The sequence below is a fragment of the Parashewanella tropica genome (assembly GCF_004358445.1).
GTDB classification, from domain to species: Bacteria; Pseudomonadota; Gammaproteobacteria; order Enterobacterales; family Shewanellaceae; genus Parashewanella; species Parashewanella tropica.
This window is the reverse complement of record NZ_CP037951.1, coordinates 3,575,948-3,596,604: the sequence shown is the minus strand read 5'-3', so window position 1 is coordinate 3,596,604 and position 20,657 is coordinate 3,575,948. Positions and strand designations below refer to the sequence as shown.

The following is a 20,657-nucleotide window of genomic DNA, read 5'->3' as shown; positions in this document are numbered from 1 at the left end:
ATTTTGTTAGCGGTTAACAATAGATTTTCATGTCTCTGTTGTTGTCTGGTAAGATGGGAAGTGGATAAAAATAATAACGATAAACAAACATAAAATGACTTCTTATGGTTGAAAGGACGTAACAAAGTTGAGTAGTAAGAAAAAGATTTTGATTAAGCTTGGAACATTCTTATCTCTGCTTTTGGGTTGGATAGGGCTGACTCATGCCGCTGATTCTATGCATATCACTGTTACCAAGGGCTTTGGGGTTTCCATTTTTGCTTCAGATCTAGGAGATGCGAAGCAAATTGCCGTGGGCGATCAAGGTACCATTTTTGTCGGTTCAGGTAAGTCGGGCAAAGTAACAGCACTGGTTAACTCGAATCAAGAAGGCAGAGTTGAACGCCGATATACGATAGCTAAAAATTTAAAATATCCTGAAGCGATTGCTTATCATAATGGCGATCTTTATGTTATTTCTGACAGCCGTATTTTGCGGTATCGAGATGTAGAAAAGCGTTTGCGCCGCCTTCAGCGCCCGAAAGTGGTTTATGACAAACTTCCTGATTTTGATAAACGTTATTCACGAGTGATGCATTTTGGCCCTGATGGTCGCTTATATGTAGCACTTGGCGCACCCTGTAATGTCTGTGAAGTCGATGCTCCTTATAGCAGCATAATTGCGATTGATATCAATACTGGAAATACCGAACAAATTGCCAGTGGGATCCGTAGTGCTAGAGGGTTCGATTGGTCACCGTCTACAGAACGTATTTGGTTTGTAGACAGCGGAAGAGATTGGATGGGAGATAATCTACCTGCCGATGAAATTAACCGAATCGACCACAAAGGGCAGCATTTTGGTTTTCCTTATATTCATGGCAAAGATGTCAAAGAGCCAGCTTATAGACAGCCTGCCAATTTAGCCGTTAAAGCACCTGAATATGAGCTTCCGGCTCATGTTGAGCCTGTCGGAATGCTCTTTTATCAAGCGAATCAACTACCGAAAAAATATCATAATCAACTGTTTATTGCTGAGAATGGCTCACGCCATCGCTCCAGTAAAGTTGGCTATCAAGTGGTTTGGCTGAAAGTGGAAAATGATAAAATCCTTAGCCGTCAAACATTGATGAGTTTCTTGGATGGTGGATTCCCTGTCGCTCGGCCTTATTCCCTCGCCACGGGTAAAGATGGCGCTATGTATATTTCTGACGATCTGAAAGGCAACGTTTATCGCCTGTTTTATAAGGATCACAAGCCTGAACAACAACAGGAAGTAAATAATGACTGATGCCGTAGAATTAAGCTTAGATGGTGTAGAGCAAATGCCACTCAGGCGCTTTACCGAAGAAGCGTATCTTAACTATTCCATGTATGTGATCATGGATAGAGCATTACCCCACATTGGCGATGGTTTAAAACCCGTACAACGACGCATCGTTTACGCCATGAGTGAGCTTGGACTTTCTGCCGCTGCCAAATATAAAAAGTCCGCCCGTACCGTCGGTGACGTATTGGGTAAGTATCACCCTCATGGTGACAGCGCGTGTTATGAAGCCATGGTATTAATGGCACAGCCCTTCTCTTATCGTTATCCGTTAGTAGACGGGCAAGGTAACTGGGGGGCGCCAGACGATCCTAAGTCGTTCGCGGCGATGCGTTATACCGAAGCTAAATTGTCTAAGTTTTCTGAAGTTTTACTTAGTGAATTAGGGCAGGGCACAGTCGATTGGGGCGTGAACTTTGATGGCACCTTAAAAGAGCCTCAAGTACTACCTGCACGATTACCTCATATTCTTCTTAACGGTATCACTGGTATTGCGGTGGGGATGGCAACCGATATTCCACCGCATAATGTTCGCGAAATTGTGGCTGCCAGTGTTGAATTACTAGAGCATCCTAAAACTGAGCTGTCTCGCTTATTGGAATTAGTGCCGGGGCCGGATTATCCGACCGAAGCGGAAATCATCACACCAAAAGCCGACATCCATAAAATTTACGACACAGGCCGTGGCTCGATTAAGATGCGAGCTGTTTACAGTGTTGAGCAAGGTGAAATCGTTATTACCGCGCTTCCGCATCAAGTGGGCTGTGCAAAAGTATTAGAACAAATAGCCGCGCAAATGCAGGCGAAAAAGCTGCCGATGGTATCGGATATTCGTGATGAATCTGATCACGAAAACCCTGTGCGTATGGTGATAGTGCCACGTTCCAATCGCGTTGATTGCGAACAATTAATGGCGCACTTATTTGCAACGACTGATTTAGAAAAAAATTACCGTATTAACCTCAATATTCTTGGACTAGATGGTCGTCCACAGGTTAAAGGGTTAAAGAAAATTCTGACTGAGTGGCTGACGTTCCGAATTGAAACCGTTCGTCGTCGATTGCAATTCCGACTTGATAAAGTCTTAGCGCGTTTACATGTATTAGATGCGTTAATGATCGCTTTCCTAAATATTGATGAAGTGATCGAAATCATTCGTTTCCATGATGAGCCAAAAGCGGAATTGATGTCTCGCTTTAACTTAAGCGATAAACAAGCCGAAGCCATTTTAGAGCTGAAATTACGTCATCTTGCCAAACTTGAAGAAATGAAAATCAAGACTGAGCAAGAAGAGTTGGCGGCTGAGCGTGATAGCCTTCAGTTGACCTTAAGTTCAGAACGTCGCATGAAAACCTTGGTGAAAAAAGAGCTCATCAAAGATGGCGAAACCTATGGTGATGAACGCCGTACGCCAATCATTGAACGCCAAGAATCAAAAGCCTTGTCTGAGCAAGATCTAGTGCCAAGTGAAGCGGTTACCGTTGTTATGTCTGAAAAAGGCTGGATCCGTTGTGCCAAAGGCCATGATATCGATCCAACAGCATTAAACTACAAGGCTGGTGATAAATACTTAAGCAGTGCTACAGGTCGCAGTAATCAGCAAAGTGTGTTTATTGACTCTTCAGGTCGCGCATTTGCTACCGATACTCACACTATGCCATCAGCTCGAAGCCAAGGCGAACCTATCACTACCCGTTTTAATGTTGCACAAGGCGAGCTGATGCAGCATGTGGTCATGGGTGATGACAGTCAATGTTACTTGATGGCCAGTGATGCAGGATACGGTTTCATCTGTCAATTTAAAGACATGGTGTCTCGTAATAAATCGGGTAAAGCCTTATTGAGCTTGCCAGCTAATGCCCACGCTTTGCCACCACGTAAAATTGACAACAATGAGGGAGCATCATTACTTGCCATTACCAATGAAGGCAGAATGTTGATGTTCAGCCTAAGCGCGTTGCCACAATTGAGCAAAGGTAAAGGCAATAAGATCATCGGGATTCCGTCTCAGCGTGCTAAAGACAGAGAAGAGTTACTGATCCACCTTGAAGTGATTCCAGCTGAGTCTGCCGTTACTTTATGGGCGGGTAAGCGTAAACTTACTTTGAAAGCTTCTGATTTAGAACACTATCGAGGTGAACGTGGTCGCCGTGGTGCTAAATTACCAAGAGGACTTCAACGTGTTGATAAAGTTGAAGTTGGGGGCGAGGTGAGTACTGTTGATGTGTTGTGATAATGAATTTTACAAACCTCAATTATTGTTAAAAAATAAATTTTTTGTATGAAAATTTAAGTTAATGATATGATCACCTCCTATTCGCATATAGGAGGTGTGAAACGTGAAAAAAAATAAATTATCCATCACTTTAATTGCCGCTTTAGCCATTTCAGTTACTGGTTGTGTATCTTCAACTAAACCTAAAACAACCAAATTACCAACCAATCAACCACAAGTAAGTGAAACCCTTAAACAGGAAGAATACTTAGGGTTAAAACGAGTTGTTGGTATCGCTCGATTTTCTGATGAAACCAAGCGTGGCAATGGTTTCTTACTCGACTCCAATAATAATCGAATTGGTAAACAAGCCAGCGATATTCTTGCAGCTAGGCTGACCGAATCAGGAAAATTCATCATTCTTGAGCGTCAAGATGAAGCGCTTATTGATAAAGAGCGTGATCCAAGTTCTCAAAATTTAGTTATTCATACGGATAAGTCCGATACCCAAGAAACCACAGTTGTTGGGAGAAAAGGTCGTGTTGAGGCTGATAACGGATCGTATACACCTAAAGCCGATTTCTTAATCATTGGTTCTATTTCTGAGTACGGTAGAACCACCAATAGTGATGTGGGTATTTTCTCAAGAAATAAAATTCAAAAAGCGAATGTCACAGTCAATATTCGTCTTGTTAATACCAATACTAAACAAGTCGTGTATTCAGAAGAAGCTTCAGGTGAAGCGACTTCGGAAGCCAGTAGAACGCTTGGTGTTGGTAAGACATCGGGCTATGACGCAAGCCTAGATGATGCCGCTCTTTCTGCTGCTATTTCCAAGCTTGTTTCGAACGTGATGGAAAATCTTATGGATTCTCCGTGGCAGGCGTATTTACTCGGTGGAAGTGAAGGTACGTACTTTATGTCTGGTGGTGAAAAGCAAGGCATTAAAAAAGGTGATGAGTTTGTTGTGATGACTAAGGGTAAAAAGGTCAAAAATCCGCAAACAGGTTTTATGATCGAACTACCAGGTAAAAAAGTTGCGGAAGTCACCGTCATTGGCTTTTCAGGCAAAAACGAAAATGCAGTTTCTCTCGTTTCGATAACCTCAGGTTCAATTTCAGGGAAAGATTTTTCTAAATTAGTTATTAGAGAAAAAGAATAAGGAAATAGGAAATGCGTAAATTATTTTTACTGATTTTTTTAGCTTTTAGCTTAGTGGGTTGTGGTTCGAGTTATAAAGCAAGTACCCAAGTTGCAGAGGGAGCATTTTTGCAGCTTTCTGGTGACTTTTGGAACACGACGTTGAAAATTGATGGACAAACTTCAATGGAAATTTCGGAAGATAGCGTTGAGTCTTTTGATATCGGCGATAAAGAAGTGGTTCGATTTGATTTAACACCAGGCACACATCTTGTTGAAATTTTGAGAGGTGGAAAAGTGGTAGTTAAGCGCAAAATCTATGTATCAAATGGAAACGTTTTTGAGGTGAATGTTCGATGAGAATCAAAGCAATAATATTGGCTTTAGGGCTTTTAGCGCTTACGGGGTGTGCTGTAAATAAGGACATGTATCACTGGGGAAATTACAACCATACACTATATGACTACACTAAAGAGCCAAGTGAAGAAACGTTTAAATTGCACCTTGCCGAATTAAACAAGATTGTAGTTGATGCAAAGAAAAACTCTAAGCAAGTACCTCCTGGTGTGTATTTTGAGCTTGGAATGATGGAAGCAGAAAAAGGCAGAGTTGATTTAGGTATTCAACATTTGAATAAGGAATTGGAGTTATATCCAGAATCAGCAAAGTTTGTTGCACTGGCTAAAAAGGAATTAGGGAAATAACAATGAAAAAATTACTATTTTTATGCGCAGTAGTTTTCCTAACCGGTTGTGTAGCGCCGCCAAAGTTTATTACGAAACAAGAAGCTTACCCTAAAGTCTATTCGCAAAAACCAGCTTCTATATTGGTCGTGCCTGCGATCAATAATACTACTGCAGCTGATGCGATTGAGCTTTATTCTACTACCGTTGCATATCCGCTAGCAGAATCGGGATATTACGTTTTGTCAGTTCCTTATACTCAGAAGTTTCTGGCCCGAGAGGGGATTACTGAGGGTGCTATGGCCGTTCAAGTTCCATTAGAAAAGTATAAACAGCTGTTCGGTGTGGATGCTGTACTTTTCGTGACGTTAAAAAAATGGGATACAAACTACTCAGTGGTAAGAGGTGATGTAACCGTAGCAGCTAAGGCAGAGCTGTACTCTACTCATTCTGAGGAGAAGCTGTGGCATTACAACTCTACTATCGTTTTCAATACGTCAGGAGATAGTAATAATGGTCTTGTTAATTTAATTGTCACTGCGGTTAAAACGGCTACAACCGATTATGTTGAAGTTGCTCGTTCAGTAAATGGACAGATGATTTATACAATGCCAAAAGGGAAATATCACCTAAGGCATGGCAAAGACCATCAAGATGTCGCTGTTTTAGAAAGTAAAGTGAAAGGGAAAAAGTTGTAATTGATTCTCTTTTAATTTTTATTGAGGCTGCATTTTTGCAGCCTTTTCATATTTGAAAGCAGCAAATTTTCCGTTTTCATTTAGTATTGTTACTAGAAGGATTTAATGAAAAGGAAAGTTCATGCGTATTTATACTGGTGTAATCGTGCTTTGGGGTCTGTATATCAGTGCATGTACGTCAAAGCCCAGTATCGACAACCCGACCAAAGCCAATGTGTTAAGCATTAAACAAGCGATTGGCGAGCAGGGCAAGAAGATCAGTTTAGGGCATTTTCATACCGCTAAAGGGGTTAGTGCTGACCCAAAATGTCGCTTAACGGAAACCGTAACGGTTGATAAAGGCACACCTTTACCAAAATACATCAGAGAGGCCTTTATTGCGGCCTTGTCTCAAGCCAACTCTTATGATCATTTCTCTAATGATAAAGTAAACGGAAAAATCACTGAACTGACGTTTAGCTCTGTTGCCCCTGCAAGTTGGAAAATATCGTTAGATTTATCATCGCAAACTTTATCCAGTTATTCGGTGTCGGTAGAGCATAAATTTAAAACCAGCTTTGCAGCTCATGATGCTTGTGAGCATGTTATTCAGGCGTTTCCAGATGCTGTTCAGGCATTGATAAAAGAAGTGGTCACACATCCCGACTTTTCAACATTGGCGAAATAAAGGGTCTAGGGGCTGCAAAAATCATCTCGCAAGGCATGCAGCCCCTAATTTTCTTAAGCGTCTTCGTTTGAAATCAGGTACAATTCCCTGCCAAGTGTAAGGGCTCTATCTGGAGTTCTTAGATTGTCACAACAACAATAGGGCTTGGTCATGTCAGAAAAACACTACATCAGTGCGCAACAATTATTGGAAGATTCGTTTCGCTTAGCGGCAAAAGTTTATGAGAGTGGATTCCGTCCACAGTATATTGTCGGAATTTGGCGTGGTGGCGCTCCTATTGGTATCGCTGTTCAAGAATTTTTTGATTATAAAAAAGTAGAAACCGATCATATCGCCGTTCGTACTTCATCTTACTATGGCATTGGTACCGATAAGCAAAGCAAAGAGATCCGTGTTCATGGATTACATTACATTATTGAAAATGCCAATGCCGACGAAGGTTTGCTGATTGTCGATGACGTGTTTGATTCTGGGCGCTCAGTTCACGCTCTGCTTGAAAAACTGAAAGAGCAAATGCGTCTTAATCTACCACAAGATATTCGTATCGCCTGCCCGTATTACAAACCAGCCAATACCGCAGTGCCTTTAAAGCCCGATTACTATATTCATGAGTCTGATGAATGGTTGGTATTTCCACATGAAGTTTCAGGATTAACTCCTGAAGAGATTGCTGAAGGCAAAGGGGATTTAGCGAATATCCAGCATCTTTTTGTATAGCAACAAAAAAGCCGATGTAACCATCGGCTTTTTACTGTCTAAAACAGATTAAAGTCCAAAGAGTGACTTCGTCTTAGTCTTACGGATTTCTTTTTCGTCAGACCATTCAATTAAACCTGTTTCTAAGTCCATTAAACGCATGGTCATTTTGTAGTACACATCTTTAGTACTACCGGCCTGCTTAACGATACTAGAAAGATTGCCGTAGAGCATATATTGGGCACCGATTTGACGGCCGAATTTTATGGCAGTTGATGGGTCAACCATGCCTGAGCTGTTTTGATAGTCCAATTGTTTACGTACCGCATCTACTTTTGTCATGTCGATGAAACGGAACTTTCCTGAACGCAATAAACGGTTACTGATTGAATCGGTCACAGACTCAGTATCAATGTGCTCTGAAGTTTTATTTTTAATGCTATCAACAAAAATAATCGGGCGTTGATTGTTAGCTGTTAGCATTAATACTGGTGGGAAGGTCAGCATGCTATCCACCATTTTATCGGTGATGGCTTGCAGATCGGTTGAGCCAAAGTTGGCATTGACGGTTTCTACTTCTTTTGCATCGCCATATTCAACTTTGGATTGACAGGCTGAGAGTGCTAACACTCCCGCTAAAATGAGCACAGATTTAAATTGTTTCATAGTCAGTTCCATCAATGTGTTTAAGGTTGTTAAATTAATATTGTATAAAAACGAACGTAATTTCCAGTATTCACTATCCAGACTAAGGTTTTTCTTCCTGCTTGAATGGTAATATTTTGTGTCTGGCTATTTTCGATACTGATCGGATAAGTACCCGCATTTACGTATTTACGCCCAATTTGAGCTTGATTAGGTAAAGTTAGCCAACTGCGTCTATCCGCTTGTTCACTTACCACATTAAATATTTGAACGGCAAGTGAGCCTAAGTCGAATGGATCGTTCTTTCGATGATGTTTACCCGTAAGTTTTCTCGCTAATTCGGCCTTGGCATAAACTCGTGCGACTTGTCTGGCTAAGATCAAAGGAAGATTTTCTCTTAGAGAGTTCATGGCCAGTGCATCAATACTGGTAATTGACGCTGCGTGCAGAGAAGAAGGCAACCCTGAGATTGTCGCAGCTCCAGGATAGGTCGCAGCATGATTATAAGTCGGTAGATCGATGGTCTGCCAGTTGCCATGAACAGTAAACGGAACGCTAAAGTGACCTTTGGGTTGCACAAAGCCTTTTTCATAGATGACAATCAGCTCGCCTTGGTTACGTTTTGGGAGCTTTACTTCACCGAACTTTCTTCGAAAGTCCGAATATTGTGGCATTGAAAGCTGTTTGGCTAAGCGAACGAGATCTTGTTCTACAAAAGGGTTTTGTGGCCAAATGGCGGCTGCTTTTCGGTAATCAATAAAAGCGTCGTTGGCATTGCCTAATATTTCGTGGAGTAAACCAGTGACATAGTAACTGTACGCATTAAGAAAAGAGCTGGTTACAGAGCCCGTACCTTGTCTTAGCTGTTCTACCTGACTCGCCACTGTGCCATTGGCAATTCTTTGCACTGACTTCTTGGACTCTTCATATTTGTCTTGCTGAATTTGCTGCAGTTCATTGGCACGGCGAACTTCAACTAATGCGCCTTGAAAGTCATGTTCGAATAAGTAATTAAAGGCTTGGTATTGATGAAGCATGATACGTTCAAAACCAGGGCCTTCATAAGGAATTGCATTGTCATTGAGTAGCAGGCTACTGGCATTGGCACCGAGATCACTGGCACTGATCTCAGCTTTATTGTCGAAAGTAAGGTATTTATTGATAGCTTGTTGGTAATATTTTTTACTTTGAGCAAAATTACCAGCTATTTGCGCTACTCGACCCGCTTCCTGAGCATATAACAGCCCATCGTTACCTGAAATGTTTTCAGTCAGTTGTGATAATTGAGATTCAGGTTGTGATGAGTTTAACGCTTGCTTTTGGCTTTGGATTTGCGAAGGATAATTCACAAACAAGCTATTCGTCGCACAACCTGTGATCGACAAACAAAGTACTAAACAGATCAAAACTTGTTTCATGTTTTATCCTAATCGCTGAAAGCTAACCGAATTTTCACACGTTTTTAGGTGTAATTGCTTGTTATCTTAGTAATGAATCACCATTTGATGCAAGGCTAATAATGAGGCGGTGGCGTTTCCTCTGATTGATTCGCAATGTTGCTAGGTTCCATCGATACTAATTTTTGTACCACTAATTCTAGTTGATGTTGCTGCTGAGCAATAATATCGTTAAGTTTAATGACTTCTTGATTGAGTTCTTCAATCGTCAGTTCCTGAAAACTAAGTTTGGTTTCGAGATCATCCACTTGTTGTTGCAGAGTAGGCATAAAAATGTCAATTTGGAGAAGAATGGCTTCATTGTACCTTTTCAATGAATGCGTTCCTAGTTACAGCACAATAGCGGAAGTGTTGAGATGATAAGTTATTGCCCTGAATTATGGCTGAACTTATTTAGTCTGAATAGTTCTAAAGGGTTGACACTGATGGCTACTGCCGTTAAAACAGTGACTTACTGTATTCTACTATACGTTAACTAATTTTCGTTTTTAGCGAATAACGGTGAATTTCTTTATGAAGTTAAATGGACTTTGTAAAGTAATTCATAAGGTTAGCTAAAACGACTCTAATGCTGAGGAAGCGTTTAAATGAAGTCTGTATATAAAATTTCTTTAGTGGCATTGGCCGTATTAGGTCTGTCAGCTTGTAACCAAGAGCAAAAAACCACCAAAGACACTGCGGGTACTGAACTGACAACACAAGCACAAAAAGAATCGTACAGTGTGGGCGCTTCTATCGGTAAGTACATGGCAAATCACATTAAAGAACAAGAAGAGCTTGGTTTACCAGTAGATCGCGCTTTGATTGTTGAAGGTTTTGCTAATGGTCTTAACGACAAGTCAAAACTGACTGAAGAAGAAATGCAAACTCTGTTACAAGGTCTAGATAAGCGTTTAGCTGAAAAGCGTAAATCTCACGCTGATGAAATGGCGAAAAAGAACCTTGAAGCTGGTAAAAAGTACCTAGAAGATTTTGCGAAAAAGCCGGGTGTAGTAACCACAAAGTCTGGTCTTGAGTATCAAGTATTAGAAGAAGGTAAAGGTCCTAAGCCAAAAGCAACAGATACTGTTGAAGTTCACTATAAAGGTACTTTGATTGATGGTACTGAGTTTGATAGCTCATATAAGCGTAATCAAACCGTTAAGTTCCAGCTAAACCGAGTGATCCCTGGTTGGACTGAAGGTGTTCAGTTGATGCCTGTGGGCTCTAAGTTCCGTTTCGTGATCCCATCTGACTTAGCTTATGGCGACCGTGATATGGGCACTATTCCTGCAAACTCTACTTTGATTTTCGATGTTGTATTGAAATCGATTGTTAAAGAAGATGCTAAGAAAGAAGAAAGCAAAGACGCTTCTCATGCAGGTCATAGCCACTAAATAGGCTTGATATTGGGTTAAAAGGCGCCGCTGGCGCCTTTTTTGTGTCTATCGCCCTAAAAGTCATGGTATAACAATTTAAACGAGAGCATTTAGGTAGTATCAATGGATTTCGAATTTCGTCACAGCAGTTTTGATGACAGTATCCGCGCTTTTTTTTCAATGGAGCACCATGCACTGGGTCGTTGGTTTACTGAAGAGCTGACTCAAGAATCAAGCAAAATTTTGACAATAGAGAGCATCATTGCTGAATTACAGTCTGGCAAGCGTCATGAGTGGAGTTTGATTGGTCGTACCTTGTCTCTTGAGCTTACTCAAGAGCAGGCGTTAGTTTTTGATAACAGCTTGGGAATAGAAAGCGAAGAAGATTTGCAAGACCACATGAACTTGTATGACTCAGAGTCAACAGCCGCATGTGGTTTAGAAGACTTTGAGCAAGCTTTAGTGAGTTACAAAACCTTTATTGGCAAGTAAATGATTGATATGGATCAAGTTAATCATCGGTTTTAATCGAGCGTAAATTGTTCACAAAACTTGTTTGATCCTGATCATAAACTGTGGCGAATAACTGCACTATGCTGTAGCTGAATTTAAATGAAAGAGGATTTCAGCTATGGCATTCTGGTTAGACTTGATGTTTGGCAACTGGATTGGTTTATTGTCTATGATTGTGATTTTTTCAACCTTAGGCATTGTTTCATATATCCTGTGGATGTTTGTCGTTAAGTCACGTACAGAATAATCCTTTTTCTTATTCAGCTTGCCTTGTTCTTGCTATTGTAGACACCGATATTACGGCCTTCCCCCCTCTCCGGGCTGTAATATCGGATTTTTATTTGTCTCTTTATCGCTTAGTTTATGCCACTTGCTTTCTCGTTGAATTGCTCCCACTAACGAACGCAGGACGTGACTTGATGAGTCGTTGCAGTTCAAGTTCATTTGGCTTGCCCTCAGGTAATCGCAAAATTTTACGGCTCAATTTTCGACGGGCTTGTACGGTAATTTTATAATCCGCTGTAGCGGACTGAATGGCGAAGTGTTGCTCGTTACCAATGCATTCAATAATGTGAGCTTTTGACAAGCTTTTTACTGCTAAGTTGTCCATTGGTAGTGAAAGTACTGGACTGCTTTGTAAAAAGAATTCTCGAAGTAGGGCACGCTCATATGCATCAAAGACATTGATTTTTTCATCTATAGCGGCGCAGACTCGCTTCTCGCTGTAATGGTCAATACCTACATCTAATAAGTGATCACAAATTTTCGCTAAAAAATACGCCGCAGAGATCAAGAGACTGAGCCCGATCACTTGTTGCTGACTTTGTTGAAATTCGGCTAACCCTAATTGTTTAATGATAGGTGTGGGCAAAAATAGCAAGCTGCTGCTGAGGAGAAGCGTCCATAACATTAGGCTAAATAGCCATCTTGTTTGTGTGAAGTGTTTCTTTATGTAATGAGATAATTGGGGCATGAGATTTCACCGTCATAAATTTGAACCTGCCCAGTTTTATAGGCAGGATTTATGCCAGTTAGATCTTTGAAAGGCGCTATTTTGCTGCGAGTTTTTTTAATACTCGGCTGGCCGCCACAAAACCAAAAGTGCCTGTGACACTGGTGGCGGAGCCAAAGCCAGACGCACAATCCATTCTCATATTGCCATCGGTCTCTGACTTAGTATGGCAAACACTACCATCTGTTTTTGGGTAAACCAATTGCTCTGTCGAGTAAACGGCATCAACGCCAAAACGGCGGGACAAATTTTTTGAGAAATTGTATTCACGGCGAAGATAATTACGCACTTTAGCCAATAATGGATCTTGCTGAGTTTTGGCTAGATCACAAAGTTGAATTTGGGTCGGATCGATTTGTCCTCCAGCCCCGCCAACGGTAACAATCGGCAGTTTATTGCGCTTACACCAAGCGATTACAGCGGCTTTGGCTTTGACGGCATCAATGCAATCGACAACGTAATCAAGCTCGCCACCTTGTTTTCGGCCTTGTAAATACTCACCAAGGTTATCAGGCATGATGAAATCTTCGATTTCATTCACTTGGCACTCTGGGTTAATTTGCTTAATGCGCTCTGCCATCACCGCAACCTTGGATTGACCAATAGTGGATTTCAACGCATGAATTTGACGGTTGCTGTTGGTGACACAAATATCATCCAAATCCATCAAAGAAATGCGTCCAATACCTGAGCGAGCCAATGACTCAGCCACCCATGTTCCCACGCCACCAATACCGATGACCATAACATGAGCTTGAGAAAAGGTGGCTAAAGCTTGTTGGCCGTATAAACGACCGATACCAGAGAATCGTTGCAGATAAGATTCAGAAAATGGATGTTCAGGAGCAGACATAGTGGATACACAAAAAACAAAGGGCTAAAGATTATATCAAATTATGCTATTTATTCCTTTGAATATTAAAGTGAGGAGACCATATACATCTTCTAGGGTATATGACTTTTTGTCTAGCTTATGTGACCAAGAAATAACTCTTAAATGTAAAATGGTTCATCTTCTGATAGTGATCCGCTATCGCTTAATTCCAATTTAACCTTTGGAAGTGGCGGCAGCATACTTTCTACGGTCATGTCTATTACGTCAAATTCGTCTAGGTTCTGTTCTGGTATTTTTTGTTCCTTGGATGCTCGTTCTTGTGATTGAATTTTTACTGGTTTTAGCCTTGCTGAAGGCGCTTTAATTGCAGTTGGTGTAGTCTGAGTATCTTGCGATACCTCCTCTTGTCTATTTTGATAAGAGGGGCGAGTTTTATCGAATATCATGATCCTATATTTTCTGATTAAATCTTGAATATGAAGTCGTCCCAATTCTACTTTTAAACCGACTAAGTAATCGGAATCTGCTTTTTTTTCCAAAAAAGAACGTTTTTTTCCACTCAGTTGTATAGCTATAAAGTGTTGATTGCTTTGTTCGCAATCAATCATATATTCGACACCATTACTTTGTAGTGTGAAGAAAGAAGTGGGCATTGTTTCGCCTGTAGTGACAGGTGCTTCATAAGCGGCTTGAAGAAGACTGGCTGCAGTGTCAGAAAATTGGAATTGTTTTGCAACGGCCATGATATTAATCGACTGATTTTGTATAAGTTATTTAAGTGTGGGATGGTATAGAAAATGAGTCAAATAATGTGAACCATGATTAATAGCGACAGTAAAAGGACTAACAGAAGGTTAATGGCACTCTCTAGCTACTGTATGGTTTGGAAATACTGATAATTCTCATTTGTTGCAGAATATCACTACTTCCCTTGCTAAAACTGCCTAAAAGCCCAGTTAATCAATGCGAATTAACTTAGAAGAGCTATTCTTGGTTTCTTTTGGGGGGGCAGTTACTTCTGGCTTGAGTTTTAGCTTGATCTCTTTAAGACGAGTTGTAAAAGAAGGTCTTTCAGGGTCAAATATCATGGTCCTAAATTGTTGAGCAATATGTTGAGTATTATTGTTACTAAGTTCCACTTCAAAATCAGATAGATTATAAAAGCGAAGTGACAGATCTTGCCAATGCAGTGAGGCAGTACACCACTTCTGTACTGTAAAATGTTGTTCACCTTCTTTACAATAAATTCGGTACTCAGTTCTCCAACTTTTTACAGTAAAAGCATCTGTGGGCTTTGTTCTGTTGTACTCTAGAGCTTCAGCCTCATAGGCGGCTTGAAAAATCTTGGCCGCAGTATGTGTATAAGTTGGAAATTTAGCTTCGGCCATGAGTTTAATCATTTAAATCGTATACGACACTCTCAGTGTGTAGGGCGATACTGTGCGAATCAATAAGATGAATAATAATTAACCTACCTCAAATTTTAATCATAAAAAAAGCTGGCATTTAGCCAGCTTAGTTAACACTGCTATGAAACTAAAAGTACTTAGTCTTCACTATCACCTAAAGAAAGTAGCGTCGCATTACCACCAATCGCTGTAATGTTATTGGTACGAGTTTTTTCAGTCACAAAGCGAGTTAAGTAGTGAGGACCACCCGCTTTAGGACCTGTACCTGATAGGCCTTGACCACCAAATGGCTGAACGCCCACAACTGCACCAATTTGGTTACGGTTAATGTACACGTTACCTACATCGACTTTATCAGCAATTTCTAAGGCGTGACCTTCGTTACGGCTGTGAATACCTAAGGTTAAGCCAAAGCCTGTTGAGTTGATGTCGGCAATGACTTTATCTAAGTCGCTGCTCTTATAACGGATCACATGCAGTATTGGACCAAAGTGCTCTTTTTCCAATACTTTGATTGAGTCTATTTCAACTGCCGTTGGTGCCACAAAGTGACCATGCTCAGTGCCTTCAGGTAAGTCGATTTGCTTGATCAAACGACCCACTTGCTTGATGTGGTCGATGTGTGCATTCAAGTTGGTCTTAGCAATGGCGTCAATCACAGGGCCTACGTCTGTTTTAACTAGTCCTGGGTGACCAATGGATAATTCATCCATCGCGCCTTGCATTACATCTAATACGCGATCAGCAATATCATCTTGGATGTAAAGCACACGCAGCGCTGAACAACGTTGACCAGCAGATGTGAATGATGATGAAACTACATCATTTACTACTTGCTCTGGTTGTGAAGTTGAATCAACAACCATGGCATTTTGACCGCCAGTTTCCGCAATCAATGGAATGATAGCGCCGTTGCGCTCAGCCAGTGTCATGTTGATGCGTTTTGCGGTTACCGTTGAACCAGTAAAGCACACGCCACCGATACGCTCGTCTGCAGTCAAAGTTGCACCAACAGTGGCGCCCGTACCCGGCAGGAATTGTAGAACGTTCGTTGGAATGCCTGCTTCATGTGCCAATTGCACAGCACGATAACCGACAATACAGGTTTGTTCTGCTGGTTTTGCAATAACGGTATTACCCGCCGCAAGTGCGGCAGTAACTTGACCTAAGAAAATCGCCAGCGGGAAGTTCCATGGGCTGATACAAACGAATACACCACGACCTTGAAGGAATAGCTCGTTTAGCTCGCCTGTTGGTCCAGGCATAAGCTCGGGTTGAGCCATCATCTTTTTAGCTTGTACCGCGTAGTAACGACAGAAATCGACCGCTTCACGAACTTCGTCAATACCGTCTTGTAAGCTCTTACCCGCTTCACGAGTACAAAGGGCAATCAGCTCTTCACGGTTTTCTTCGAGTAAGTCAGCTAGCTTTTGTAGTGCAGTTGCCCTTACTTCAACAGGAGTTCGGCACCAATCATTAAACGCAGACGTCGCAGAAGATAGTGCTTGCTCGATTACAGGTGTAGTGGCATGTGACACTTTACCGACCACTTGGCGAGTATCGAATGGGCTTAGCACTTCAATACCGTTATCGGTGATGGTTTCACCATCAACTAAAGGACCCGCTGTCCATTGAGTCTCTTTGTATGTTTCTAGGGCTTTGAAAAATGGCTCAGATTCAGAGGTAATATTCATATTGATTCCCATTGAGTTTTTGCGCTCTTCACCAAAAATATCAATTGGCAGAACAATCTTGTTATTCGCTAGGGTCTTAAATTTTCTTAAGGTCACTAATGGATGTACCACTAATGATTCAATTGGCGTTTTAGGATCAACCAGTTTATGCACGAAAGAGGTGTTGGCGCCATTTTCAAGGAGACGACGAACAAGGTATGGAAGTAGATCTTTGTGAGCGCCAATCGGTGCATAAATACGAACTGTTTTAACACCTGCTTCGGCTAACAAAGTATCGTATAGCTCTTCACCCATGCCGTGTAAGCGCTGGAATTCGTACTGACGATCACCCGCCATATCCGTTACGCTGGCAACGGTTTGCGCATTGTGGGTTGCGAATTGTGGGTAAATCGCTCCACGAGTGGCTTCAGATAATAAGTAGCGAGCACAGGCAAGATAAGCAACATCGGTTCCCGCTTTACGAGTGTATAGTGGGTAGCCGTGTTCGCCGTTTTCTTGTGCCCACTTAAGTTCACTGTCCCAGTAGGCACCTTTAACTAGACGAAGCGGAATTTCATCACCTTGATCTTTGGCGAGGCGAGTTAACCACATGAGTACTGGTAGCGCACGCTTCGAGTATGCTTGAACCACTATACCCAGTAAGCCCCAACCTTGAGCCGCTTCAGATTGGTACAGTTTTTGGAATAGTTTTAAAGAAAGTTCTAGACGGTCTGCTTCTTCAGCATCAATCGAAATACCTACGTTAACACTACGAGCTAGGGTAATAAGTTCAATTACACGATCGTAAAGCTCAGTTAGAGTGCGCTCAGTATTCGCGACTTCATAACGTGGGTGCAGTGCGGTAAGTTTGATGGAAACCGTTGGACGCGGCGCTTCTGATTCGTTATAGCTTTGTGCGCCTAAGGCTCGAATGGCATCAGCGTAATCTTTAAAATATTTTTTGGCGTCTTTTTGCGTTAACGCCGCTTCCCCAAGCATGTCATAACTGTGGGTATAACCCAACTTACGTTTATCGACACTGTTCTTAAGACCTTCTTCGATACTGCGACCAAGAACAAACTGCTTACCCATGATCTTCATCGCGGCAAGCATGGCTTGGCGGATCACTGGTTCGCCCATTTTATTTACTAGCTTGCCGAGTAAACTGCTTGGCTTACCGTCAATGCTTTTATCGAGTTTTACGATTTTTCCAGTAAGCATTAAGCCCCAAGTTGAAGCGTTAACCAACATTGAGTCACTTTGACTCATGTGCTTATCCCACTTAGCACCAGATAGCTTATCTTCAATCAATGCATCAGCCGTTGCAGCATCAGGAATACGAAGCAGAGCTTCGGCTAGGCACATTAAAATAATGCCTTCTTGGGTATCCAAGCTGTATTGCTGCAAAAACGCATCAATGCCAACCATTAGCCCTTTTTTTTCGTATTGGCGAACTTTGTTCACCATATCATGGGCACGCTGTGTGATGCGTTGGATCTCTTCGTTAGAAGAGGGTACAAGCTCAATCAGCTCAGACAAGTACTGCTCTTCATCGACTGCATAGTTGTTAGTAATGATTTGGAACAGTTCAGGTAGGGTGGCGTTGTCGTAGCGACCAGCCAATACTTCACTCGCTTTGAACATAATCGTATTTCCATTCCGACCCACTTAGCGGGGTATTATTTTGTATACAATTTCGAAATTGCGGCGATTATACCCATAAATGTGATTAAGAACACTAGTTAGGATCAAGCAAAGTTGAGGTAAATGGCCTTTAGTTGTTCAAAATTCTTTCCTTTAGTTTTGGTTGTATTTATTAGGTAAAGTTAATGTTTCATTAATAGGGTTTTTATTTACATTTTGGTAGGATTTAAATCCGTTTAACCGAATCTGGCTGCCTATGGATTATCATTTTAATGCTTACCAACCTTCATATACTCTTGAAGAAGCCATGGCTGGAGGTGGTGTGGACTCTTTGACAGTGGTAAATGAATATTTGAAGGTTTGGGAAGTCCCTAATGGTGTTTGTGGTAAGAGAAGTTTACCAACAGATGGAACTATTGAAGTTGAGGTGATTGCAAAGCGAACCAAACGTACATATGCCATTACTTTTTTGGAGAAAAAACCGATTTTTTTTGATCGAGTTGAAGATACTGCAAGAGGAAGAGTACTTAAAACGCTCAGTAGAAAGCATACACGCCATGCATTGGAAACATATGTAAAATCGCGCCTTAAAAACCCAAGTGTTCAAAGCGCGATGCACTGGTATAATCCAAGTCTGAAGAATTTACCAACGAGTTTTGCGTTGGCGACTCGGTCTAGGAAGATAAGCTAGTACTAAGCCAATTAACAGGCCTATACCGGCAATCATTCCACCCTCACGCCAAAATTGATATTTAGCATCATCTTTAAGCTCTGTAACTTGCGCTTGTAACTGTGCAAGCTCTTGCTTTGTCTTCTCTTGGATATGAGCGAGTTCTTTCTCTGCATTATGCTTTGCTTTTTCGGCAAGTGATAATTTGTCTGTCGCTTGCTGTAACTGCTCGGTGAGTTGTGCTTCTTTGCTGCCATTTTCGCTCAAACTTTGCTGTATATCAGCAAGTTGCTGTTCAAGTTGAGGTTGCGTCACACGAAACGTGGGTTTATTGGTGAGCATTTTAGCTTGAACCCAGCCCTCACGACCTTTGTCGTCAACGATTTTCGCATAGCCATTTTCGATTTTTTCTAGTGACGTAATAGCTTTGCCTGCCGCGACACTGCCTAGAATTTTAAATTGAGAGCCTGGACCTGCGTGCAGGTAAATATAGATGTTTTCTGAAATGTAACGGGTGTTTTCTTGAGCCGAAGATAGCCCCGAAAGCAACACACAAAAAACAAAAGCAAATAGTCGTAGCACCAGAGTTTTCCTATAAATTGTAATAATGTTAAACCAATCTGCATTCAGCTCTGTGTAGATTACAAATGAATGAGGATTAGTATTTATGCTATGGATTTATAAGCCTGAAAGCAAGAGGGGAGCAAATTTGCTCCCCTCTTTAAATCTACTTTTTTGTAAAAGCGAGTGTTAGCTCATAATGCCTTTAATGATGTAGAAGAACAGGATAGACAGTGCCGCACCTGCTGGTAGAGTTACTACCCAAGACACTACGATATTACGAACTACACCTAAGTTGATTGCTGCGATACCGCGAGCCATACCCACACCTAATACCGCACCAACAAGGGTTTGTGTGGTAGAGATAGGAAGACCAGTACCTGATGCAATAACAACCGTTGTCGCCGCTGCAAGTTCAGCTGCAAAACCACGGCTTGGCGTTAAGTGAGTAATGTTTTTACCAATGGTTTGCATTACACGTTTACCAAAGATAGCCAGACCCATTACGATACCAACTGCACCTAATGGAAGGATCCACCAAACTAATTCGGCTTTCTTAGTAATTTCACCACCGTGTTGAACTACTGATACAACAGCAGCTAGTGGGCCAATTGCGTTAGCTACGTCGTTTGAGCCATGAGCAAACGCCATACAACAAGCTGTGACTACCATTAGTACCGCAAATACGCGCTCTACGTTGCCAAAATGCGTGGTTTTGTCGGCACTTTCACTCATTTTTAAGCGGCCAATGATGACCTTACCAATCACACCCACAATAGCAGCAATCGCTAAAGACAGAATGTAAGCTTCGTGAGTATCAAACTTAACTCCAACGTGCTTTAGACCTTTAGTGATGGTGACTAGTGACATGATAAAACCAGCTAGAGCCATGTAGAAAGGCACATAACGCTTGGCGTTTGCTAGTGGGTTATCAGTATCAAAAATCAGCTTCTGAACACTTTGGAACAGTAAGAAAGCGATGAAACCTGAGATGGCTGGGGTGACGATCCACGAACCAACGATACCAGCAACTTTGCCCCATGCAACGGCATCAGTACCCACACCAACAGCAGCGAAACCAATAATCGCACCGATGATAGAGTGAGTGGTAGATACTGGCCAGCCAAGCGCCGACGCAACAACTAACCAAATACCAGCAGCTAATAGAGAGCCAATCATACCGTAAACAAGCAGTTCAGGAACATCGACGAAGTAAGAGCTATCAATGATACCTTTACGAATTGTGCTGGTTACTTCACCACCGGCTAAGTATGCGCCAGCAAACTCAAAAATCATCGCGATGACGATAGCTTGTTTAATAGTAATGGCATTTGAGCCTACAGAGGTACCCATTGCGTTAGCAACGTCGTTGGCACCAATACCCCATGCCATTAAGAATCCGAATGCGGCCGCAAAGGCAATCAGCCATGGACCGTTGGTGACTAATACATCAACCATTGTTACAACCTTGAATT

At 41.7% G+C, this 20,657-nt stretch carries 22 protein-coding genes; 12 read left to right on the top strand and 10 right to left on the bottom strand.

Features of this window, described 5'->3' with window-relative positions; translation table 11 throughout:
* Window positions 1-217: 217 nt before the first annotated feature.
* From E2H97_RS15905 to E2H97_RS15870, 8 genes are all read left to right on the top strand, one after another.
* Window positions 218-1,270: a PQQ-dependent sugar dehydrogenase gene (locus E2H97_RS15905; protein WP_133408679.1), complete on the top strand. Its 1,053-nt coding sequence runs from the start codon at window positions 218-220 to the stop codon at window positions 1,268-1,270.
* Window positions 1,263-3,539 carry a DNA topoisomerase IV subunit A gene (parC, locus tag E2H97_RS15900; RefSeq protein WP_133408046.1) on the top strand — a complete coding sequence of 759 codons (2,277 nt, stop codon included), beginning with the start codon at window positions 1,263-1,265 and terminating at the stop codon, window positions 3,537-3,539. Before E2H97_RS15905 ends, parC begins: the two co-directional genes overlap by 8 nt.
* Before the next feature lie 106 nt (window positions 3,540-3,645).
* Window positions 3,646-4,683 carry a CsgG/HfaB family protein gene (locus E2H97_RS15895; RefSeq protein ID WP_133408045.1) on the top strand — a complete coding sequence of 346 codons (1,038 nt, stop codon included), beginning with the start codon at window positions 3,646-3,648 and terminating at the stop codon, window positions 4,681-4,683.
* Window positions 4,684-4,694: 11 nt separating this feature from the next.
* Entirely contained in the window at window positions 4,695-5,021 is a 327-nt protein-coding gene (locus tag E2H97_RS15890; RefSeq protein WP_133408044.1) for a putative periplasmic lipoprotein, read from the top strand.
* On the top strand, window positions 5,018-5,365 hold the full coding sequence (locus E2H97_RS15885) for a DUF4810 domain-containing protein (protein WP_133408043.1): 348 nt from the start codon (window positions 5,018-5,020) through the stop codon (window positions 5,363-5,365). The genes E2H97_RS15890 and E2H97_RS15885 overlap by 4 nt, the downstream gene beginning before the upstream one ends.
* A 2-nt stretch (window positions 5,366-5,367) precedes the next feature.
* The gene (locus E2H97_RS15880; protein ID WP_133408042.1) at window positions 5,368-6,042 is read left to right on the top strand and encodes a GNA1162 family protein; all 675 of its coding nucleotides are present in this window, start codon (window positions 5,368-5,370) and stop codon (window positions 6,040-6,042) included.
* A 121-nt stretch (window positions 6,043-6,163) separates the two neighbouring features.
* Window positions 6,164-6,709 (top strand): hypothetical protein, encoded by a 546-nt coding sequence (locus E2H97_RS15875; RefSeq protein ID WP_133408041.1) that lies wholly within the window; start codon window positions 6,164-6,166, stop codon window positions 6,707-6,709.
* Window positions 6,710-6,859: 150 nt separating this feature from the next.
* Window positions 6,860-7,426, top strand: a complete 567-nt coding sequence (locus tag E2H97_RS15870; RefSeq protein ID WP_133408040.1) for a phosphoribosyltransferase — start codon at window positions 6,860-6,862, stop codon at window positions 7,424-7,426.
* Between the two features lie 48 nt (window positions 7,427-7,474).
* On the opposite strand, the gene lpoB is transcribed toward E2H97_RS15870, so the two are convergent.
* From lpoB to E2H97_RS15855, 3 genes are all read right to left on the bottom strand, one after another.
* Entirely contained in the window at window positions 7,475-8,071 is a 597-nt protein-coding gene (gene lpoB, locus E2H97_RS15865) for a penicillin-binding protein activator LpoB (RefSeq protein WP_170308329.1), read from the bottom strand.
* 29 nt (window positions 8,072-8,100) lie between these two features.
* The gene (locus tag E2H97_RS15860; protein WP_133408038.1) at window positions 8,101-9,468 is read right to left on the bottom strand and encodes a COG3014 family protein; all 1,368 of its coding nucleotides are present in this window, start codon (window positions 9,466-9,468) and stop codon (window positions 8,101-8,103) included.
* Between the two features lie 95 nt (window positions 9,469-9,563).
* The gene (locus tag E2H97_RS15855; protein WP_133408678.1) at window positions 9,564-9,776 is read right to left on the bottom strand and encodes a SlyX family protein; all 213 of its coding nucleotides are present in this window, start codon (window positions 9,774-9,776) and stop codon (window positions 9,564-9,566) included.
* A 318-nt stretch (window positions 9,777-10,094) separates the two neighbouring features.
* Between E2H97_RS15855 and fkpA the strand changes: the two genes are divergently transcribed.
* From fkpA to E2H97_RS15840, 3 genes are all read left to right on the top strand, one after another.
* Window positions 10,095-10,883, top strand: a complete 789-nt coding sequence (fkpA, locus tag E2H97_RS15850) for an FKBP-type peptidyl-prolyl cis-trans isomerase (protein ID WP_133408037.1) — start codon at window positions 10,095-10,097, stop codon at window positions 10,881-10,883.
* Between the two features lie 105 nt (window positions 10,884-10,988).
* Window positions 10,989-11,357 (top strand): YacL family protein, encoded by a 369-nt coding sequence (locus E2H97_RS15845; protein ID WP_133408036.1) that lies wholly within the window; start codon window positions 10,989-10,991, stop codon window positions 11,355-11,357.
* A gap of 139 nt (window positions 11,358-11,496) precedes the next feature.
* Window positions 11,497-11,625 carry a DUF3149 domain-containing protein gene (locus tag E2H97_RS15840; protein WP_133408035.1) on the top strand — a complete coding sequence of 43 codons (129 nt, stop codon included), beginning with the start codon at window positions 11,497-11,499 and terminating at the stop codon, window positions 11,623-11,625.
* 114 nt (window positions 11,626-11,739) lie between these two features.
* Here the strand turns inward: E2H97_RS15840 and E2H97_RS15835 are convergent, their stop codons facing one another.
* The 5 genes from E2H97_RS15835 to putA form a co-directional block, all read right to left on the bottom strand.
* Entirely contained in the window at window positions 11,740-12,351 is a 612-nt protein-coding gene (locus tag E2H97_RS15835; protein WP_133408034.1) for a superinfection exclusion B family protein, read from the bottom strand.
* A 76-nt stretch (window positions 12,352-12,427) separates the two neighbouring features.
* Entirely contained in the window at window positions 12,428-13,243 is an 816-nt protein-coding gene (gene tcdA / locus E2H97_RS15830) for a tRNA cyclic N6-threonylcarbamoyladenosine(37) synthase TcdA (protein WP_133408033.1), read from the bottom strand.
* A gap of 140 nt (window positions 13,244-13,383) precedes the next feature.
* Window positions 13,384-13,968 (bottom strand): hypothetical protein, encoded by a 585-nt coding sequence (locus tag E2H97_RS15825; protein ID WP_133408032.1) that lies wholly within the window; start codon window positions 13,966-13,968, stop codon window positions 13,384-13,386.
* A gap of 213 nt (window positions 13,969-14,181) precedes the next feature.
* Window positions 14,182-14,625: a hypothetical protein gene (locus E2H97_RS15820; RefSeq protein ID WP_170308328.1), complete on the bottom strand. Its 444-nt coding sequence runs from the start codon at window positions 14,623-14,625 to the stop codon at window positions 14,182-14,184.
* Between the two features lie 146 nt (window positions 14,626-14,771).
* Window positions 14,772-17,951: a bifunctional proline dehydrogenase/L-glutamate gamma-semialdehyde dehydrogenase PutA gene (putA, locus tag E2H97_RS15815; RefSeq protein ID WP_133408030.1), complete on the bottom strand. Its 3,180-nt coding sequence runs from the start codon at window positions 17,949-17,951 to the stop codon at window positions 14,772-14,774.
* A gap of 256 nt (window positions 17,952-18,207) precedes the next feature.
* Between putA and E2H97_RS15810 the strand changes: the two genes are divergently transcribed.
* Complete coding sequence (locus E2H97_RS15810; protein WP_133408029.1) at window positions 18,208-18,642, top strand: hypothetical protein; 435 nt, start codon at window positions 18,208-18,210, stop codon at window positions 18,640-18,642.
* On the opposite strand, the gene E2H97_RS15805 is transcribed toward E2H97_RS15810, so the two are convergent.
* Window positions 18,595-19,203, bottom strand: coding sequence for a TIGR04211 family SH3 domain-containing protein (locus E2H97_RS15805; RefSeq protein ID WP_170308327.1), 609 nt, complete (start codon window positions 19,201-19,203; stop codon window positions 18,595-18,597). The genes E2H97_RS15810 and E2H97_RS15805 overlap by 48 nt on opposite strands.
* Window positions 19,204-19,371: 168 nt before the next feature.
* Window positions 19,372-20,640, bottom strand: coding sequence for an inorganic phosphate transporter (locus E2H97_RS15800; protein WP_133408027.1), 1,269 nt, complete (start codon window positions 20,638-20,640; stop codon window positions 19,372-19,374).
* Between the last annotated feature and the right edge of the window lie 17 nt (window positions 20,641-20,657).

Excerpts from the sequence above, each read along its gene's own strand:
- E2H97_RS15905 (WP_133408679.1), top strand. The coding sequence starts at position 218 with ATGCATATCACTGTTACCAAGGGCTTTGGGGTTTCCATTTTTGCTTCA.
- parC (WP_133408046.1), top strand. The coding sequence starts at position 1,263 with ATGACTGATGCCGTAGAATTAAGCTTAGATGGTGTAGAGCAAATGCCA.
- E2H97_RS15890 (WP_133408044.1), top strand. The coding sequence starts at position 4,695 with ATGCGTAAATTATTTTTACTGATTTTTTTAGCTTTTAGCTTAGTGGGT.
- E2H97_RS15885 (WP_133408043.1), top strand. The coding sequence starts at position 5,018 with ATGAGAATCAAAGCAATAATATTGGCTTTAGGGCTTTTAGCGCTTACG.
- E2H97_RS15880 (WP_133408042.1), top strand. The coding sequence starts at position 5,368 with ATGAAAAAATTACTATTTTTATGCGCAGTAGTTTTCCTAACCGGTTGT.
- E2H97_RS15875 (WP_133408041.1), top strand. The coding sequence starts at position 6,164 with ATGCGTATTTATACTGGTGTAATCGTGCTTTGGGGTCTGTATATCAGT.
- E2H97_RS15870 (WP_133408040.1), top strand. The coding sequence starts at position 6,860 with ATGTCAGAAAAACACTACATCAGTGCGCAACAATTATTGGAAGATTCG.
- lpoB (WP_170308329.1), bottom strand. The coding sequence starts at position 8,071 with ATGAAACAATTTAAATCTGTGCTCATTTTAGCGGGAGTGTTAGCACTC.
- E2H97_RS15860 (WP_133408038.1), bottom strand. The coding sequence starts at position 9,468 with ATGAAACAAGTTTTGATCTGTTTAGTACTTTGTTTGTCGATCACAGGT.
- E2H97_RS15855 (WP_133408678.1), bottom strand. The coding sequence starts at position 9,776 with ATGCCTACTCTGCAACAACAAGTGGATGATCTCGAAACCAAACTTAGT.
- fkpA (WP_133408037.1), top strand. The coding sequence starts at position 10,095 with ATGAAGTCTGTATATAAAATTTCTTTAGTGGCATTGGCCGTATTAGGT.
- E2H97_RS15845 (WP_133408036.1), top strand. The coding sequence starts at position 10,989 with ATGGATTTCGAATTTCGTCACAGCAGTTTTGATGACAGTATCCGCGCT.
- E2H97_RS15840 (WP_133408035.1), top strand. The coding sequence starts at position 11,497 with ATGGCATTCTGGTTAGACTTGATGTTTGGCAACTGGATTGGTTTATTG.
- E2H97_RS15835 (WP_133408034.1), bottom strand. The coding sequence starts at position 12,351 with ATGCCCCAATTATCTCATTACATAAAGAAACACTTCACACAAACAAGA.
- tcdA (WP_133408033.1), bottom strand. The coding sequence starts at position 13,243 with ATGTCTGCTCCTGAACATCCATTTTCTGAATCTTATCTGCAACGATTC.
- E2H97_RS15825 (WP_133408032.1), bottom strand. The coding sequence starts at position 13,968 with ATGGCCGTTGCAAAACAATTCCAATTTTCTGACACTGCAGCCAGTCTT.
- E2H97_RS15820 (WP_170308328.1), bottom strand. The coding sequence starts at position 14,625 with ATGATTAAACTCATGGCCGAAGCTAAATTTCCAACTTATACACATACT.
- putA (WP_133408030.1), bottom strand. The coding sequence starts at position 17,951 with ATGTTCAAAGCGAGTGAAGTATTGGCTGGTCGCTACGACAACGCCACC.
- E2H97_RS15810 (WP_133408029.1), top strand. The coding sequence starts at position 18,208 with ATGGATTATCATTTTAATGCTTACCAACCTTCATATACTCTTGAAGAA.
- E2H97_RS15800 (WP_133408027.1), bottom strand. The coding sequence starts at position 20,640 with ATGGTTGATGTATTAGTCACCAACGGTCCATGGCTGATTGCCTTTGCG.